At 60.2% G+C, this 16463-nt stretch carries 15 protein-coding genes; 4 read left to right on the plus strand and 11 right to left on the minus strand.

The annotated features are described in order from the left end of the window. Position 1: 1 nt before the first annotated feature. The gene (gene secB / locus ABMC88_RS07795; RefSeq protein ID WP_349576299.1) at positions 2 to 481 is read right to left on the minus strand and encodes a protein-export chaperone SecB; all 480 of its coding nucleotides are present in this window, start codon (positions 479 to 481) and stop codon (positions 2 to 4) included. A 72-nt stretch (positions 482 to 553) separates the two neighbouring features. Next, positions 554 to 1042: an FxsA family protein gene (locus ABMC88_RS07800; protein WP_349576300.1), complete on the minus strand. Its 489-nt coding sequence runs from the start codon at positions 1040 to 1042 to the stop codon at positions 554 to 556. A gap of 103 nt (positions 1043 to 1145) precedes the next feature. Between ABMC88_RS07800 and ABMC88_RS07805 the strand changes: the two genes are divergently transcribed. From ABMC88_RS07805 to ABMC88_RS07815, 3 genes are read left to right on the plus strand one after another with little or no spacing between them, the layout of a single operon-like run. Further along, a complete protein-coding gene (locus tag ABMC88_RS07805) occupies positions 1146 to 1802 on the plus strand; it encodes a Tim44/TimA family putative adaptor protein (protein ID WP_349576301.1) in 657 nt (218 codons plus the stop codon). Positions 1803 to 1825: 23 nt separating this feature from the next. Next, positions 1826 to 2836 (plus strand): murein transglycosylase A, encoded by a 1011-nt coding sequence (gene mltA / locus ABMC88_RS07810; protein ID WP_439655590.1) that lies wholly within the window; start codon positions 1826 to 1828, stop codon positions 2834 to 2836. After that, positions 2833 to 3432 (plus strand): Smr/MutS family protein, encoded by a 600-nt coding sequence (locus ABMC88_RS07815; protein ID WP_349576303.1) that lies wholly within the window; start codon positions 2833 to 2835, stop codon positions 3430 to 3432. The genes mltA and ABMC88_RS07815 overlap by 4 nt, the downstream gene beginning before the upstream one ends. On the opposite strand, the gene ABMC88_RS07820 is transcribed toward ABMC88_RS07815, so the two are convergent. The 3 genes from ABMC88_RS07820 to hslV are packed head-to-tail and all read right to left on the minus strand — an operon-like array spanning position 3415 to position 6539. Then, positions 3415 to 4638 (minus strand): MFS transporter, encoded by a 1224-nt coding sequence (locus tag ABMC88_RS07820; protein ID WP_349576304.1) that lies wholly within the window; start codon positions 4636 to 4638, stop codon positions 3415 to 3417. The two genes, ABMC88_RS07815 and ABMC88_RS07820, sit on opposite strands and share 18 nt — an antisense overlap. A 39-nt stretch (positions 4639 to 4677) precedes the next feature. Further along, positions 4678 to 5985, minus strand: coding sequence for an ATP-dependent protease ATPase subunit HslU (gene hslU / locus ABMC88_RS07825; protein ID WP_349576305.1), 1308 nt, complete (start codon positions 5983 to 5985; stop codon positions 4678 to 4680). Continuing rightward, a complete protein-coding gene (gene hslV, locus ABMC88_RS07830; RefSeq protein WP_349576306.1) occupies positions 5982 to 6539 on the minus strand; it encodes an ATP-dependent protease subunit HslV in 558 nt (185 codons plus the stop codon). Before hslV ends, hslU begins: the two co-directional genes overlap by 4 nt. Positions 6540 to 6635: 96 nt before the next feature. Here hslV and ABMC88_RS07835 point away from each other — a divergent pair, with 96 nt between their 5' ends. Then, positions 6636 to 7541, plus strand: a complete 906-nt coding sequence (locus tag ABMC88_RS07835) for a hypothetical protein (protein ID WP_349576307.1) — start codon at positions 6636 to 6638, stop codon at positions 7539 to 7541. A gap of 56 nt (positions 7542 to 7597) precedes the next feature. On the opposite strand, the gene trxA is transcribed toward ABMC88_RS07835, so the two are convergent. The 6 genes from trxA to tsaE are packed head-to-tail and all read right to left on the minus strand — an operon-like array spanning position 7598 to position 16424. Further along, entirely contained in the window at positions 7598 to 7918 is a 321-nt protein-coding gene (gene trxA / locus ABMC88_RS07840; RefSeq protein WP_349576308.1) for a thioredoxin, read from the minus strand. A 33-nt stretch (positions 7919 to 7951) separates the two neighbouring features. Further along, entirely contained in the window at positions 7952 to 11335 is a 3384-nt protein-coding gene (gene addA / locus ABMC88_RS07845; RefSeq protein WP_349576309.1) for a double-strand break repair helicase AddA, read from the minus strand. Then, the gene (addB, locus tag ABMC88_RS07850) at positions 11332 to 14280 is read right to left on the minus strand and encodes a double-strand break repair protein AddB (protein WP_349576310.1); all 2949 of its coding nucleotides are present in this window, start codon (positions 14278 to 14280) and stop codon (positions 11332 to 11334) included. The genes addA and addB overlap by 4 nt, the downstream gene beginning before the upstream one ends. After that, positions 14273 to 14962, minus strand: a complete 690-nt coding sequence (locus ABMC88_RS07855) for a nucleotidyltransferase family protein (RefSeq protein ID WP_349576311.1) — start codon at positions 14960 to 14962, stop codon at positions 14273 to 14275. The genes addB and ABMC88_RS07855 overlap by 8 nt, the downstream gene beginning before the upstream one ends. Continuing rightward, positions 14950 to 15960 (minus strand): aminoglycoside phosphotransferase family protein, encoded by a 1011-nt coding sequence (locus tag ABMC88_RS07860; protein WP_349576312.1) that lies wholly within the window; start codon positions 15958 to 15960, stop codon positions 14950 to 14952. Before ABMC88_RS07860 ends, ABMC88_RS07855 begins: the two co-directional genes overlap by 13 nt. Then, complete coding sequence (tsaE, locus tag ABMC88_RS07865) at positions 15957 to 16424, minus strand: tRNA (adenosine(37)-N6)-threonylcarbamoyltransferase complex ATPase subunit type 1 TsaE (RefSeq protein WP_349576313.1); 468 nt, start codon at positions 16422 to 16424, stop codon at positions 15957 to 15959. Before tsaE ends, ABMC88_RS07860 begins: the two co-directional genes overlap by 4 nt. Between the last annotated feature and the right edge of the window lie 39 nt (positions 16425 to 16463).

Consider the following 16463-nt stretch of genomic DNA (forward strand, 5'->3'; position numbering starts at 1 on the left):
TTTATGCGTCGGCTTTGGGGGCCTCGGCCTGACGGCGTGCGATTTCGTTGCGGTACAGCGTTACGAAATCGATATTCTCAAGGTTCAGCGGCGGGAAGCCACCATCCCGTGTAACATCGCTCACGATGCGGCGCAGGAACGGGAAGATCATGCGCGGGCATTCGATCAGCAAAAAGGGGTGCAACTGTTCTTCGGGCACGTCCTGAATGTCGAAGATGCCGACATAGTCGATTTCCAGCGCGAACAGCGTTGTGTCCGCGTCTTTCGCCTTTGATGTCACGTTCAGCTTGATCGCTGTTTCATACTGGTTTTCAGCAGTGCGCTTTTTCGCGTCAAGGTTCACCTGAACCTGCACGTCGGGCTGCACATCGCTGGGCGCACCCTTCTGGGCCATAATGTTCTCAAAAGACATATCACGAATGAATTGCCCCAGAACGCGCAATTGTGGTGATTGTGGTTGTGGTGCTTCGGCGTCGGCCATAATCGGCTCTCCTCTGGAGGGTTAGAAATTAATCACGCACGCTTAACAGGTCATTGCAAAGCGCTCAATCGCTTAGTGCTTGGTCCAGCCCGAGCTGCCGCGCGGCGCATCATCATCAGGCAGTTCGGTGTATTCCGCATCAATGATGTCGCCGTCGCTGCGACCTTGTGGGTGATGGGGCTGGGTGTTGTGTGACTTCGTCCCGAAAGTCTGGATATTCACCCTTGCGCGGACCGCTTTGAACACGGTGGTGCGAAACGCAGGGATCAACAAGGCAAAGCCCAAAGCATCCGTGAAAAACCCCGGCGTCAGCAACAGCGCACCCGAAAACAGGATCATCGCGCCATGCACCAAGGGCTCTGTCGGGTCGCGCATTTCACCAAATGATTGCTGAAGCTGGCCCAGCGCCAGCCGCCCCTGACTGCGCACCAGATAGGTGCCCGCAAGCGCCGTCAAAATAACGATCAACAGCGTCGGCCACAGGCCGATAAACCCGCCAACCTGAATAAATAATGCAATCTCGATCACCGGAACGGCGATGAATGCAATTAAAAGCCACATGTAATGCTTCCTTTCATCTGGGCCACAGTGGACTTGAGGCCCCTTCAACCCTACATAAGGTGCTCAAACGATTGTTTCCACGTCTAGACCTCAAGAGGTACGTATGAATTCGCCGCTTATCCAGCTTCTGGTGCTTGCCGCTATTGCGGTTTTTCTGATCCTGCGGCTCAAAAACGTGCTGGGCACGCGGGAGGGGTTTGAAAAACCACCCCTGCCCCAACAACCCGCAGAACGCAGCGGCCCTGCCTTTGAAGTCATCGAAGGCGGCCCCGATCTGGACATCACCGACCATTTTGACGAAGGCACCGCCCAAGCGCGCGCTTTGACCGAAATGAAACGCATCGAGCCGTCGTTTAACGTGACCGACTTCCTTGCGGGTGGTCGCGGCGCATACGAGATGATCGTGATGGGCTATGAGAACGGTGAGTTGGACCAGATCAAAGATTTCCTCGCCGAGGACATCTATGAAAGCTTCGTGGAGGGTATCGCCGCACGCGAAGATCAGGGCCTGACGATCGAGGCAAACTTTATCGGTGTGCGCGAGATGTCGTTGGAGAATGTGACTCTGGACCCCGATACCAAAGAGGCGGAAATGACGTTGAAATTTGTGGCCGAACTGACGCAAGCGGTGCGCGACAAAGACGGTGAGATCATTGAAGGAAGTCTCACAGATGTTAAAAAGCAAAAAGATTCGTGGGTGTTTGCACGAATCATGGGCTCGGATGATCCGAATTGGTTCTTGGTTTCTACAGACGGGTAGCATGCGGCCTACGCATCAGTGCCATTTTGCTGGCCTCGCTTTTGGCGGGGCCTTTGGCGTCTGAAGTCAAATATGACGTCCTGTCGTTTGATGACTTGGACGGTTGGGCGCAGGACGATCACGCCGCCGCATTCCAGACGTATCTAAACACCTGCAAGGACATGAAAGGCCCCGACTGGCGGGCCATTTGCGCCTATGCCCAATCAAACCCCGACCCGCGTGAGTTTTTCGAGCTGCTGTTCCGCCCCGTCCTGATGCAAGATGGCAAAGAGGCGATGTTCACCGGCTACTTCGAGCCAGAGCTTGACGGGTCACTCAGCCGCACAGCCCGCTACCGCTTTCCCGTCTACAAAATGCCGCCCGAGGCCCGCACCAACCGTCCGTGGTTTACCCGCCGCGAGATTTTGGAAAGCGGTGTGATGGATGGCCGCAATCTGGTGATCGCTTGGGTCGATGACCCTGTTGAGCTGTTCTTTTTGCAAATTCAGGGATCAGGCCGCATCCGTTTGCCGAACGGATCTTTTGTGCGCGTGGGTTACCGTGGATCAAACGGCCACAACTACCGCTCGATCGGGCAGGAACTGGTGCGTCAGGGTATCTATAACGCCCATCAGGTCAGCGCGCAGGTCATCAAGAACTGGGTGCGCCGCAACCCTGTCGACGGCCAAGAGCTGCTGTACCACAACCCCTCCTACGTTTTCTTCCGCGAAGTGAGCAAAGTCCCCGCCGACAAGGGTCCGCTGGGCGCGATGAACCGGTCGATCACGACAATGCGGACCGTGGCGATTGACCCGTCTTTTATCCGCCTCGGCTCTCCCGTCTGGATCGAAAAAGACGGCAAGAAACCCCTGCGCCGTTTGATGATTGCCCAAGACACCGGATCGGCCATCAAGGGGGCGCAGCGGGCTGATGTGTTCTTTGGTACCGGAGACGAGGCGGGCCGCGAAGCGGGCACGCTGCGCGATCCGGGGCGGTTGTTGGTGTTGATGCCGATCCAGCGTGCCTATGCTCTGCTGCCCGAAAGCGCGTTGTGAAACGTCGTGGCCTCACGCCCGAGGATCGCGAGCTGTGGGACCGCGTCCGTGCCAATACGCAACCTATGACGCGCAGCAACCTTGAGGTGCAGCGCTTTGATCCCGATATCGACACGCCCGAGACCGCCCCGGCCCCGCGTGGGTTGCGCAAGGCGAAATCGGTGATCCTTGGGCGGCCTACAGGCACCACGCGCGCACCTGCGCACAACCTCGCCCCCGCGATCCACGATCAAATCCGCCAAGCCCCCGTGCAGATGGATCAAAAATCCTTCACCAAGCTCAAGCGCGGCAAGCTGCGCCCCGAAGGGAAGCTGGACCTGCACGGCATGACGCTGGACCGTGCCCACCCCGCGCTAACCGGATTTGTGATGAGTGCCCACGCCAGCGGCAAACGTCTGATCCTTGTGGTGACGGGCAAAGGCAAACAGCGCGACGAAGGCGGCCCGATCCCTGTGCGCCACGGGGTGTTGCGCCATCAGGTGCCGCAATGGTTGCAGATGCAGCCGATGAAATCGGTGGTTTTGCAGGTCGCACAGGCCCATATCAGCCACGGCGGTGGCGGGGCCTATTACGTCTATCTACGCCGTCACAGGTAGGTCGCGCTGATAGCGCCAGATGCCCAGACCAGCCAAGACCGCACCGCCAAAGTAGAACAGCGACAGCGGGATCATCTGGTCAGGGAAATCCACGCCATAGTCGATAAATGCACCTGTAATCCCCGGCCCGATGGCCGAGCCGAACACCATCAGCGCCGCAGCCGCCGCTTTAATCGCGCCCAGATGCTTGGTCCCGTAGAAGACCGACCAGAACGCCGCCGTTGCCGTGCCCTGCATTCCCTGCCCGATGCCGAATATCACAAGGCCAACGCCTGCCATGAAAATCGTATCGGCCAGCGCCAGCACAACGAAGGACACGCCAAAGGGGATCAGCTGAAACGGCACAACCCACTTCACGCCAAAGCGGTCAATCGCCCAGCCGGTGATGAAGGTGAAGGCAATGCTGGCCGCTGTATAGACGGGCATCAACGCGACATAGGAAACAAGGCTCCACCCCTTCACCTCGGTCAGGTGTACTTGTTGGAAAAACAGCGCAGTCCCCCATGCGGACGGCCCAAGGACCAGCGGGATCAAGATGTAGAAAAGCGGATGGCGCAGCATCTGGGCGCGGGTCCAGTGGCGGCCCTGCATCCCAAGGCTTAGCGTTGTGTCCGCCATGGACTGTGGTGTGCGTTCTTGTCGAAGTAGCAGCTGCATGAACGGGATCGTCACCAGCACGCAGACAGCCGCCAGCATCCACAAACTGCGCCAATGCCATGTGGCCAGCAGCGCCACAAACACTACGGGCAGCATTGCCTGCCCCACGGCAAACCCCATCGAAGACAGCGACAGCGCCCGCCCCCGCGTGGCGACAAACCAGCGCGACATCGCCACAGCGCCCAGTTGCGACAGCATCCCCTGCCCCGTCAGCCGCAGCGCATAGATCACAAACACCAGAAAAACCGCATTTGGCACCAGCGCCATCGCGAAACAGGCCATCGCCAGCATCACCATCACCCAAAGAGACAACTGCCGAACGCGAAAGCGATCCGTCAGCGTGCCCGCCCAAATCATCGTCACCGCCGATAGCGTGGTCCCGATCGTATATACCCCACCCCATCCGCCATCAGTCAGGCTGAACGCGCCCTTAATCTCTCCCGCGAACAGCGAGATAAAATAGGTCTGCCCGTAGGACGAGGTAAAGGTCAGCAAAAACCCCGCCAGCAGGAACAGGCGGTTGTCTATCAGGAAACGAATATAGCTCATGCGCCCTTGGTCGCAGGCGCATGAGGGATTGGGAAGGGGTTAAAGCACGTAGCGGCTTAGATCGGTTGATTTCACCAGCTCACCCAGATTGGTTTGCACAAAATCTGCGTTCACCTCGATCGTCTCGCCACTGCGGTCCGGCGCGGTGAATGAAAGCTCTTCAAACACCCGTTCCATCACCGTGTACAGACGCCGCGCGCCGATGTTCTCGACCGATTGGTTCACATCTGCCGCGATCTTGGCCAGTGCCTTGATGCCATCGTCGGTAAAGGCCACTTCGACCTGCTCGGTCCCCATCAGTGCGGTGTATTGCAGCGTCAGCGCATTGTCGGTTTCCGTGAGGATGCGCACGAAGTCATCTTCGGTAAGGGCACGCAGTTCCACACGGATCGGCAGACGGCCCTGCAACTCGGGCAACAGGTCCGATGGTTTTGCGATGTGAAACGCACCCGAAGCGATAAACAGCACATGGTCGGTTTTCACTGGCCCGTGTTTGGTGCTGACGGTTGTGCCCTCGATCAGCGGCAGCAGATCACGCTGCACCCCTTCGCGGCTCACGTCGCCACCACGGGCATCGGCGCGGGTGCAGACTTTGTCGATCTCGTCCAGAAACACGATGCCGTTCTGCTCAACCGCTTCAATCGCGGCGCGGGTGACGGTCTCATCATCCAGCAGCTTGTCGGCCTCTTCCCCGATCAGCACCTCATAGCTGTCTGCCACGCTGAGGCGTTTTTTCGTGGTGCGCCCGCCCATGGCTTTGCCGAAGAGATCACCGATGTTCATCATCCCGCCGCCCATTTGAGGCTGACCGGGGATTTCCATGGCAGAAAACGGGTTGGAGGTATCGGCGACCTCAAGCTCGATCATCGTATCGTCAAGCTGGCCGTCATGCAGTTTCTTGCGGAACATATCGCGGGTGCCCTCGCGGGCGTCCGGCCCTGCGATGGCATCAATCACGCGCTCTTCGGCGGCTTTCTGGGCATTCGCCTTCACGTCCTCACGCATATGTTCGCGGGTCATGGCAATGGCCGCATCCAGCAGATCGCGGATGATCTGTTCCACATCGCGGCCGACATAGCCGACTTCGGTAAACTTCGTCGCCTCAACCTTGAGAAACGGCGCACGGGCGAGTTTCGCCAAACGGCGGCTGATTTCGGTCTTACCAACGCCTGTGGGGCCAATCATCAGGATATTCTTGGGGTACACCTCGGCGCGGATATCATCGGGCAGGTTGCGACACCGCCAGCGGTTGCGCAACGCTACGGCCACGGCACGCTTCGCGTCATTCTGCCCGATGATAAAGCGGTCCAGTTCCGAGACGATTTCGCGGGGGGTCAGATCGGTCATGCTGAAACCTTCTCTACAGTGAGGTTGCCATTGGTATAGACGCAGATGTCGGAGGCAATTTTCATCGCGTCGCGGGCCACGGCTTCGGCATCACGGTCGCTGTCAATCAGCCCGCGTGCAGCGGCCAGCGCAAAGTTACCGCCCGATCCGATGGCCGCGATGTTATGCTCGGGCTCCAGCACGTCACCGGCACCGGTGATGATGAGCAGCTCAGTCCCGTCTGTGACGATCAACATCGCCTCCAGCTTTTGCAGGTATTTGTCTGTCCGCCAGTCTTTGGCCAGCTCGACGCTGGCGCGTTGCAACTGACCGGGGGTGGCTTCCAGCTTGGCCTCCAACCGCTCCAGCAGCGTGAACGCATCTGCCGTCGATCCGGCAAAGCCCACAACCACGTCATGCCCGCCGGGCGTGAGGCGGCGCACCTTGCGGGCGGTTCCTTTGATCACGGTCTGGCCCAGGCTCACCTGCCCGTCGCCCGCAATCACGACCTCGCCACCCTTTTTCACACCAATGATGGTTGTACCGTGCCAACCGGGAAAATCTGTATCTGCCATGAGGCCTCCATCTTTGCTCATCTATATGGCGGTCTGGGGCGCGTGGGACAAGGGCGGCCCTTGCTGCGTCCCCGTTTGCCGCTTAAATCATCGGGTATGAGCATGCCTGACACCGTCACATTCTACATGGAGCCCGAGCTGTGCGAGAGTGCGCGGGCGGGCAAGCACAACTTTATCGGTAAGGTCGCGCAGGTGGTGCAAGCGGCGGGGATGGGGGTAGACTATGCCCCCTTTGGCCCGCGTGGTGCGCCCAGTGGCAAGGGCCGAACGCTTAGCCATATCAAAGCGCCGCCCGATGCCGATGGCCTGTGCTTTCGCCGCGCCTATCACTATCCGTTCTGGCAGATCGAGCAGACTTCCGAGCGTGCCGCATGGGACGTGGCGCAGCGCCTGTTTGATCCTGATCCGTCCGAGGCGGAGGAAGCGGCGCGCTTCTACGCCTTCTGGCAAAAACGTCTGTTCGGGAAGGCCCCGCAATCGGCGCGCCGCGATGGTTTCATCTATGTCCCGCTACAGGGCAAACTGTCGGCGCACCGCCCCTTCCAAATTTGCAGCCCTTTGGACATGGTTCGCGCCTGCCTGACCCACACGGACAAACCTGTCGTGGCGACCGTGCACCCGAACGAGGTCTATTCAGCGCCCGAGATTGCAGCACTAGAGGCGATGGCAAAAGCCGATCCACGGCTGACGGTGCAAAGGGGTGGCATGGATGACCTGTTGCCGTACTGCGATTATGTTGTGACCCAGAACTCCAGCGTGGCGTTCAACGGGTATTTTTTTGGTAAATCCGCGCTGTTGTTTCGAAAGGCTGATTTTCACCACATCGCGACATTGGCTGAGGCGGACGACTTAACCGAAGGCTTTGCCGCTGTGCAGACCGCCGCGCCCGATTACGCCGCCTACATCCACTGGTTCTGGCAACGCAACTGCATCAACGCAGGCCGTCCGGAAGCGGAAGAAACGATCGCCGCCCGCCTGCGTCGCTTTGGCTGGATGTCCTGAAACGCAAAAGGCGCCCCGAGGATGGAGCGCCTTTCACTTAAAGTCTTAAAGTCGGCTTAGATGGATTCTTCGATCCAGCTTTGCAGGGCTGCCTTGGGGCGCGCACCTGCCATGTTTGAAACGACTTCGCCGCCTTTGAAGATGAACAGCGCCGGAATACCGCGCACACCCATTTGGGCAGGCGAGTTCGGGTTGTCGTCAACGTTCACTTTGACGATCTTGACCTTGCCGTCCATCTCGGCCGACAATTCTTCCAAGGCGGGGCCGATCTGCTTGCAGGGGCCACACCATTCGGCCCAGAAATCCACCACTACAGGGATGTCGGAATTTTTTACTTCGGCGTCGAAGGTAGCATCGGTAACGGAAACGGTGGCCATAAAGCTCTCCATGGGTTCGGGTTCTAGACGTACCTAAGAAGACGCGCCGCCTGCGTCAAGGTGACCTGTGCGGACAAGCGCATCCCTGACAGCATCGTGAGGCAGCATCATTAGATTTCGCGTGTGGGTCCACAAGATCGCCGTTTCAATCACGCGGTCAGGATAGATTGCGCGCAGGGCGTGGTCATAGGCGCCCATCTGGCGCAGCAATCCTTCGGGGCATTCATCGGCTGTGTCAGGCACCGTGTGGTTGGTTTTGAAATCCACGGCCAGCACGCGATCGGGTGTGACGATCAAGCGGTCGATGATCCCGTAGAGCCGTTGTTGCCCCAGATCGGCGGTCACGGCGACTTCGGTCAAGGCATCGGGTGCAAACACGGGGGCGAGTGTGGATGTGTCCAAGACGGCCAAGGCTTCGCTCAGTGCCGTGTCGGCAAACGCCACATCAGGCAGCAGATGGATCGCCGCGTCTTTGCGCTGGGCGGTTGGCACGGCGCAGAGATGCTCCAACAAGGTGTGGACAAGCGTGCCGTAGGCTTTGGCTGTTTCCTCGTCCATGCCCGCTTCGCCTGCCAGCGCCTTGGCGCCGTCAAGGTCCGTGGATGGGCTAAGCGCCTCGCGGCGCGGGGCAGGGGCTGGCGGTGGTGAGGTAAAGACAGGATCAAGGACGGGCGCGGTTCTTTGCGGTTTTGGTACGGTAACGACGGGCAATTCGTCCCAGCCTGCCTCGATGTGGCGGATGCCGCTTGCTGGCCCGTCGGTAAACGGCACGGCGTTCAAATGCTGCAACGCGCCTTCAACCATCTGGTACCAACTGTCGTTCGTCGTGGGCAGTTTCCCTGCCGCCGCCACGATCAGCCACTTTTCGGCGCGGGTCATCGCGACATACAGAAGGCGCAGGGATTCCTCGGTCTGGGCCTGCTTTAGTGCGTCGATACGGGCGGTGATGCCTGTGGTCATGTCAGGGGCGTTCGGTTTCCAGATCGGCACGTCGTTGAGCGTGATAATCTCGTCCTTGATGCTGACGGCCTTACTGCCGGTATCTGGCAGGATCACAATCGGCGCTTCCAGCCCTTTGGCCCCATGCACCGTCATCACGCGGATCTGATCCGAGGCGCTGTCGATCTGGCGCTTGATCTCCAGATCGTCGGCCTGCATCCATTCCAGAAACCCTGTCAGGCTGGGCACTTCGGTCCGCTCGTACGCGAGCGCCTGACCCAACAGCGCGTCGATGCCATCCTCGGCTTCAGTCCCCAAGCGTGCCAGCAATTTGCGGCGGCCATCGTGGCGGGTCAGGATACGTTCGATCAGGTCATAGGGGCGCTCGAAATCAATCTGCGCCCGTAGGTCCGCCAGCATAGCAAGCGTCTGCGGGTAGGTATCTGCCTGCTTGCGCAAACTCTCCCACAATTCCTGTTTCACAGGCCGGTGATGCGCCAACGTAAACAGCGCCTGTTCGTCCCAGCCAAACAAGGGCGAGCGCAGCGCGGTCGCCAAAGACAGCGCATCGTCAGGTGTGGCAAGAAACGACAACAACGCGCCAATGTCGCGCACGGCCAGCTCTGCCCCGACCTTGAGCCTGTCTGCCCCCGCAATCGGCAAACCCGCGACCTTGCAAGCGCGAATAATTTCCGAGAATAGCCCCGACTGCCGCCCCCGCACAAGGATCAGAAAATCACCCGCCGTGATGCGGCGGCGGATCATCTTGCGGTCTTTGTCTTCGTCGGGGATGTAATGCTCCCCCTCGGTCAGATGCTTGATCTGATCGGCGATCTGTTCGGCGATAACAACAGTATGGTGTTGCGGGCTTTTGCGGTCGACAGGGTCGGTCCAATCGGGGGTCTCGTCCTCTGTCTTCGTCGCCTCGACCAGTGGCCACAGATCGACGCGACCTGGCAGTGCGTCTTTGAACGCCAGATGGGTCATGGCATCGCCCATCCGTGGCTCGGGCTGGGTGTTGAACGTCTGGTCCACCGTGCGCAAAACGGCAGGCGACGAACGAAAAGAATAATCAAGGCTCTGGTTCTGGAACCCCAGTTTCGCCGCCTCAAGACTGGCGCGAAACGCGTCGCGCTTCAGATCAAACTCACGCGGGTCGGCGCCTTGGAAAGAATAGATCGATTGCTTTTTATCGCCCACAACGAACAGGGTCCGCGCTGTCTGATCTTCCCGCGCACCCTCGCCCGAGGCGAATTCATCCGCCAGCTTTTCAATCACATCCCACTGCCGCGGCGAGGTATCCTGCGCCTCGTCCACCAGAATGTGATCAATCCCCCCGTCGATGCGGTACAGCACCCAAGCCGCCACTTTCGGGTCATTCAACAATGCCCGCGCCCGCAGGATCAGATCATCAAAGTCGAGCCACCCGCGCTGTTGTTTCTCGGCCTCGTAGCGGGTGATGAACTCAGCGGCAAAGCGGTGCAGCGCCGCCGTCCGCGCCACATTTCGCGCCCGCATGTGCAGATCATGCGCCTCAAGCGTGCGCTGGGCCAAATCCTCAAACGGGGACAGCATCTGCCCCAGTTCAGTCGCGGCGCCCTTGGTCACAAGGTTTTTGCGCGGCTGCATATCTTTCGTGAGCATCAGCGCCTTGAGCCTGACCAGATCGTCGAGCGTAGGTGCGTCAAAATCAATCCCGCGCAGGCCAGTGGCGAGTGCGGGCATTGTCTTGTTATTCTGCGCGGCCAGAACCGTAATCGCATCGGGCATCCATCTGGCAACCGCATCGTCCATCACATCGCGGGGCAGGGCGGCCAGATCAAACCCGGGCGGCAGATCGAATAGAGCGTTCAGATCACCGGGCAGATTTACAAAATCCTCCCGCTTGCCTGTAATCGCCTTGGTCAACGAGGCAAAGCTTTCGCCCGTGTAATGCGCTGCCAATCCTGCGACCAAACCAGCGTGCGGCCCCTCGGCCATCGTGTCCAGAATATCAGAGCGTAGCAACTCGGCGGCGCGGTCTTCAATCTCTTTGAACTGCGGACTTACACCTGCCTCCAACGGAAAGCGGCGCAAAAGCGAGGCGCAGAACGAATGGATCGTCTGGATTTTCAACCCGCCCGGTGTCTCGATCGCTTGGGCGAACAGGGTCCGTGCTTCGCGCAGCTGTTGGGGCGCTACGTCCTTGAGAACCCCCAGATCGCGCAACTCGGTGCGCAGCGCGTCATCTTCCATCATTGCCCAAGCGCCGAGGCGTTTGAACAGGCGGTTCTGCATCTCCGATGCGGCGGCTTTGGTATAGGTCAGACACAGAATATGCTGCGGCTTTACCTCGTCCAGCAGCAGCCGCGCAACGCGGTCGGTCAGCACGCGGGTCTTGCCCGAGCCTGCATTCGCGCTGAGCCACGTTGACATATCGGGACGCGCAGCGGTGATCTGGGCGCGGGTGGCATCGTCCCATTGGGGCAGGCCAGTCATAGAATATCCTCCGGCTGGGCCGCGTCCGATCCGTCCCATTCGCCATAGCGGGCGAGGTGGTCATAATCCCCGTCAAATCCATCCCGTTCCATCATGCGGCGGGCGGTAAAGCCTTGGTTAGGGTCTAAATACGCTTTCAGCAGCTTGCGCAGGCTGGCAATTGTCTCGGCTGGCGGTTCTTCGATCAGCGGCGCGTCAACCTCCATCGGCGGGTTGCCCAGTCCGATGAAAACAGCGCGGGAAACAGGGGCCGTTGGTACATTGCCAAAGGCGCCTTCCTCGACCATCGCCGCCTCGATCAGCAGCTGTTTGTCGAAATGCGCCTGCTGTTTGTCGGTGGGCGGCTTGCCGGTCTTGTAGTCATATATCTGGATCTCGCCGCTGTCGGCGCGGTCGATCCTGTCGGCAACACCGGTTATGGTAAAGCCGATATCGCTCAGCTCCAGCTTTCCCCGTGCGGCGTCCTCGAACGCGATGGGCTTTGCAATCTGCAACCGCGCACGCTCTCCCTCCACAAACCAGTCGGCCACACGCGCCAGCTTCGCCAGCCAGATCGTGCGGGCTGCGGGCCATGGCACCAGATCGGCAAGCGCGTGTTCCGCCGTTTCGATCAGGTGTTCTGACCTCAGCAGATCAGGGTCGGCTAAGACGGATTTCACAAAGGTCTCCATCACCTCATGGGTGACGGTGCCACGCAAAGGCGCATCGGGCGATTGGACCAACGGGTTAAGCGGGCGGAGCCGCAGCGTGCTTTGCGCATAGATCGCATAGGGGTCGCGGATCAGCGTCTTGATTTTGGTCACAGACAGGCGGCGCGGCCGTGCGGCCAGCGGCGGTTTCGGAGAGGGGCGCGGCGCGGGTGCGATCGGGGTCACCGCTTCCAATGCGCGGGCCTGATCCAGCCAATAGCTGCCGCGTCCGATCATCGCGTCCCATGCATGCACGCCGCCTTGCTTGGGCAACCCGCCCATCAAGTTACCCAACCGGTTGATCCAGCGCGACGGCACGGTTTCCGCATCCTCTGATCGGATCGAACGGGTGATCCATACTTCTGGGGCGCAGACGGCTTGTTGGTAGTCATGCGCCGACAGACCCACGCGCCGTTCAGGCAACAGCAGATTTGCGTCATTGCGCATCTTGCGGTTCAGCCATGGATCGGGCGCGGGTGCTTCGGGCCATGTGCCGTCGTTCAACCCGCCAAGGATCACCAGATCGGCACCCTGAACCCGTGCTTCCAATGTGCCCCAAATCATGATGTCGGGATGAGGCGCGTCGCGGTCACGAACTTCGCCTGCTGCCAAAAGCGCGCCGACCAGATCGGCATAGTCGCGGGCGGTCAGGCTGGTGCCGAAACCGGCCTCGGTTTGTAGTTCCTGCATGACGCGCTGCGCTTCTTTGCCCGCTTTCTGCCGCCAGAGTTCATGGTCATCGGTGGCGGTCGGCCCAGCCGCCAATGCGTTCGCCAACGCGAGATGCTGCGCCACCCAATAGTCGAGCGGTTGCGTGCCCGTCTCCTGATGGCCCATCGTGGCCTGCGCCACCCAAACGGCCCAGTCGTTGAACGCGTCGTCATCGGGCAGCGCGGTTTTGCACATGTCTGTAAAGGCGTCTGCCTGCGGATAGGGTAGCCCCGTGCGGCGGATCGCCAATTCGCAGCGTTGCGTGTGAAGTTGGTGAAAGTTGCGACCCTCACCGCTGTGGGTAAGCGGGTGTTTGAGTAAGGTCAGCAGCGCCTCGGCGTCCAGCTTGGTCGTCATCAGGCCCGCCACATGCCGCAAAAACCGACCCGGAGGCGACAGATGCAATGGCGTGCCGGCACTGTCATCGGGCAGAATGTCCCAACGGGTCAGCGCGGCAGTCACACGACGGCCCAACATTCGGTCCGGAGTAATCAGGGCCGCGGTCTGGCCGTCTTGGGCCGCTTGGCGCAAGCGCAACGCAATGGCCAATGCCTCTGCCCGCGGCGTTTCAGCCAGCACAAGGGTCATATCCTTTGTCGCCTTCTCAAGGTCTTGCAACTGCGGGCCTTCAATGCGCCATGCGTCCGTGACAGGGGCAGGGCGCAGCGACAACGACACCAGCTTGTTTCGGGCGGGCGACGGTGGCGCGGTATCCTGCCAGTTTTTGACAGCATTGGCCGAGCTGTCTAACCCTTTCATCAGACTGTAAAAGCGAAACTGCGGGTGGTCCTCCGAGATCAGCGGATCATCCAACGCTGCCCAAACATCCGAGGGCAGTTGATCATCAAACCCAGGGAGCACAATCGCGCCTTGCGGCAGCTTGGCAACAGCCTGCATCAGCAACATCGTCGTGCCGCGTGACCCTGTGGACCCCGCGATGATGATCGGGTTCTGCGGCGGGTTCTCTGCCCAAAGCGCCGCCAGCGCCTGCACATGGGTGCGTTGCCGCGCCTCTTTGTCGGGGGCCGATTCCGTGAGGGTCAGGTAGTCTTGGACAATGCCCAAAAATACCTTGGCCCGTTCCCAATGGCCTGACTGGTCCGTTACATCCAGCTGCGCGATGTCATCGGGCGTGACCCCTTCGCCCTGCATCTCGTCAATCAGCGCGGCAAGGCTGTCGGCCAGATCATAAAGAGACGCCCGCGAGGCGAGGTCCGGGGATTGTTCCAGCAAGGCTGAGATAAGGCCGATCAGCTCAAGCCTGCGCCGCAGCGCGGGTGCGCCACTGGGCATGATGACGCTTGGGGCGAGGCTTTGCAGATCGGTGATCAGGCGGATACGGGGCAGCAGAGTGGCGGGACCGTCTTCGAAAATATTGCGCAGGCGGCGGGCCATGCGGCGGGTGTTCACCAGCAGATCAATGCGCGCCATCGCCTCGGGCGGGTGGCCGTGCAAGCGGTCGCGCAGACCTTGCGCCAGTGCTTTTGGGAAATCCACACCGGGGGGCAGGCCAAAGACGCGGGGGGAGTCTGAGGCCTCAAACATCGGAAGCAATCAGTTGTTCTGCGGTGTCTATGCCGCCCGGATGGCCCACATCACACCACTTACCCTCATATGACAGACCAAACAGACGGCGCTGGGCCAGCATTTGATCCCACACCAGATTGAGCGAGAATGAGCTTTGCAAAATATCGCCAAGCAGGTCCGTCTTGATGATCTGCACCCCGCCATAGACCAGACCCGCACCCCGTGACAGACGGCCCTGCGGGTCCATGGTAAAGTCGCCGTCGCCCTCGTGTTCCATCGCCTGCGCAGGCGGAATGCCCATCAGCAGCGCGTCCATCCGCACGGGATCCCACGCGTCGATCAACATCTGTAGCGGGTTTGTCCCGTGCCAGATAGCATCCGTGTTCATTGTAATCACGGGCCCGTTTCCCAGCACATGCAATGCACCACGCAGGCCACCGCCTGTCTCTAGAATATCGGGATGCTCTACCAGCGTTTGCACGCCTAATGGAGCCAGATGATCTTGGAGCATTTCGGCGCGGTAGTGCAGGTTGGCTGCGATAACAGGCGGCGCGATCTCTTGCGCCAAGGCCAGCGTGTGATCAATCAGCGGGCGTCCTGCGACCTCGACCAATGGCTTGGGTCGGTCCGCTGTCAGGTGCTTCATCCGCGTGCCGAAGCCCGCTGCGAACATAAGGACAGGAAAGCTCATGTGGCGCATTTCGCTTTGAGAGTGTCCAGCACATCGGCGGTGGGCGGGGGGAGCGTTTCCATTACATGCGCCCTGATCGGGGCAAGCACAGGATGCGCGAGGTTGCGTTCCACGAACTCCCAAACACGGGGGATGAGATCGACGTATCGCGGCTTGCCTAACACAATCGAAAGCTTGGCAAAGGCGCCCACAATGCGCAGATTGCGCTGCACGCCAAGGATGGCATAGGCGGCACGGAATGAGTCTTCGTCCTGCGGGTTTTGTTGCAGGTAGCGGGCAATCATTCCATCCTCGATTTCGCGTGGCACATCGCGGCGGGCGTCTTGCAGGATCGACACCAGATCGTAGGCCGCATGGCCGCGCATGGCGTCTTGAAAATCAAGCAAACCTACACGCGCCGCATCCGAGCGTGTCGGCAACCACAGCAGGTTTTCGGCGTGATAGTCGCGTTGGATCAAGACCTGAGGCGCGGTGTCCAAAGGGGCCAGAAGGCCCGCCATGATCCGCTCGAATGTCGCCTGCTCGGGCGTGTTTGATTTGCCTGTTATACCAAACAGATAGAACTCATACGCACGGGCGGCGAAACTGGTCATCGTGGCGGTGTCATAGGGATCAAGCGGCGGCATCGGCGCGGCATGAAGTTGCGTCAGCACGTCAACGGATGCCTCGTAAAGCGGCAGCTCGAGCGACGGATCGCGGGCGATTACCTGTTTGAACAGATCGTCGCCCAAATCCTCGATCAACAGAAAACCATTTGGCACATCGCGGTGTATGATTTGTGGCGCGCTTAGGCCGATGTTGGTCAGATGCTCTGCAATGGCGATGAAAGGGCGCACGTCCTCGCCCTTGTCGGCGGGCGCGTCCATCAGGATCAGCGTGGTGCCGTCCGGTTTGGTCAGCCGCTCGTAGCGGCGGTTCGAGGCGTCGCCCGCAACCAGCAGGCGGGTGGCACTGCCCCAGCCCGACGTCTGGATAAAAGCGGTCAGGTCGTCTGCGCGATGTGTCATGGGGTCCAATCGTTCATCTTGTCGGTCCAGCGCGTGTCGGACCAGCGGGCGGTGAGGGCGCGGTGATCTTCGGGACCGTTCGTTTCAAGTGTTATGTCCAGCGCCGCGTTCGGGCGCAATGATCCAAGCCTGTCGGGCCATTCTATCAGGCAGATCGCGCTTTGCATCGCGTCGATCAGGCCCAACTCCTCAACCTCGGTCGGGTCGGTTAGGCGGTAAAGGTCGGCATGCCAAACCTCGGTCCCGTCCTTGGCGTCGTAGGTTTGCACAAGGGTAAAGGTGGGCGATGGCACGTCTTCGGGCGTGGCCAAAATCGATTGGATCAGCGCGCGGGCGAAATGGGTTTTTCCCGCGCCTACCTCACCCGTCAGTAAAATCACGTCGCCCGCAGCCAGCCGCGGCGCAAGCCGTTTGGCAAAATCGGCTGTTTGATCAGCGCTGGTGAGAGTGGCGGTGCGTTCCATTTGCCCAAACTAACGGGCAGGTGCCGCGCATGAAAGACC

This window comes from Sulfitobacter aquimarinus (assembly GCF_040149565.1).
GTDB classification, from domain to species: domain Bacteria; phylum Pseudomonadota; class Alphaproteobacteria; order Rhodobacterales; family Rhodobacteraceae; genus Sulfitobacter; species Sulfitobacter aquimarinus.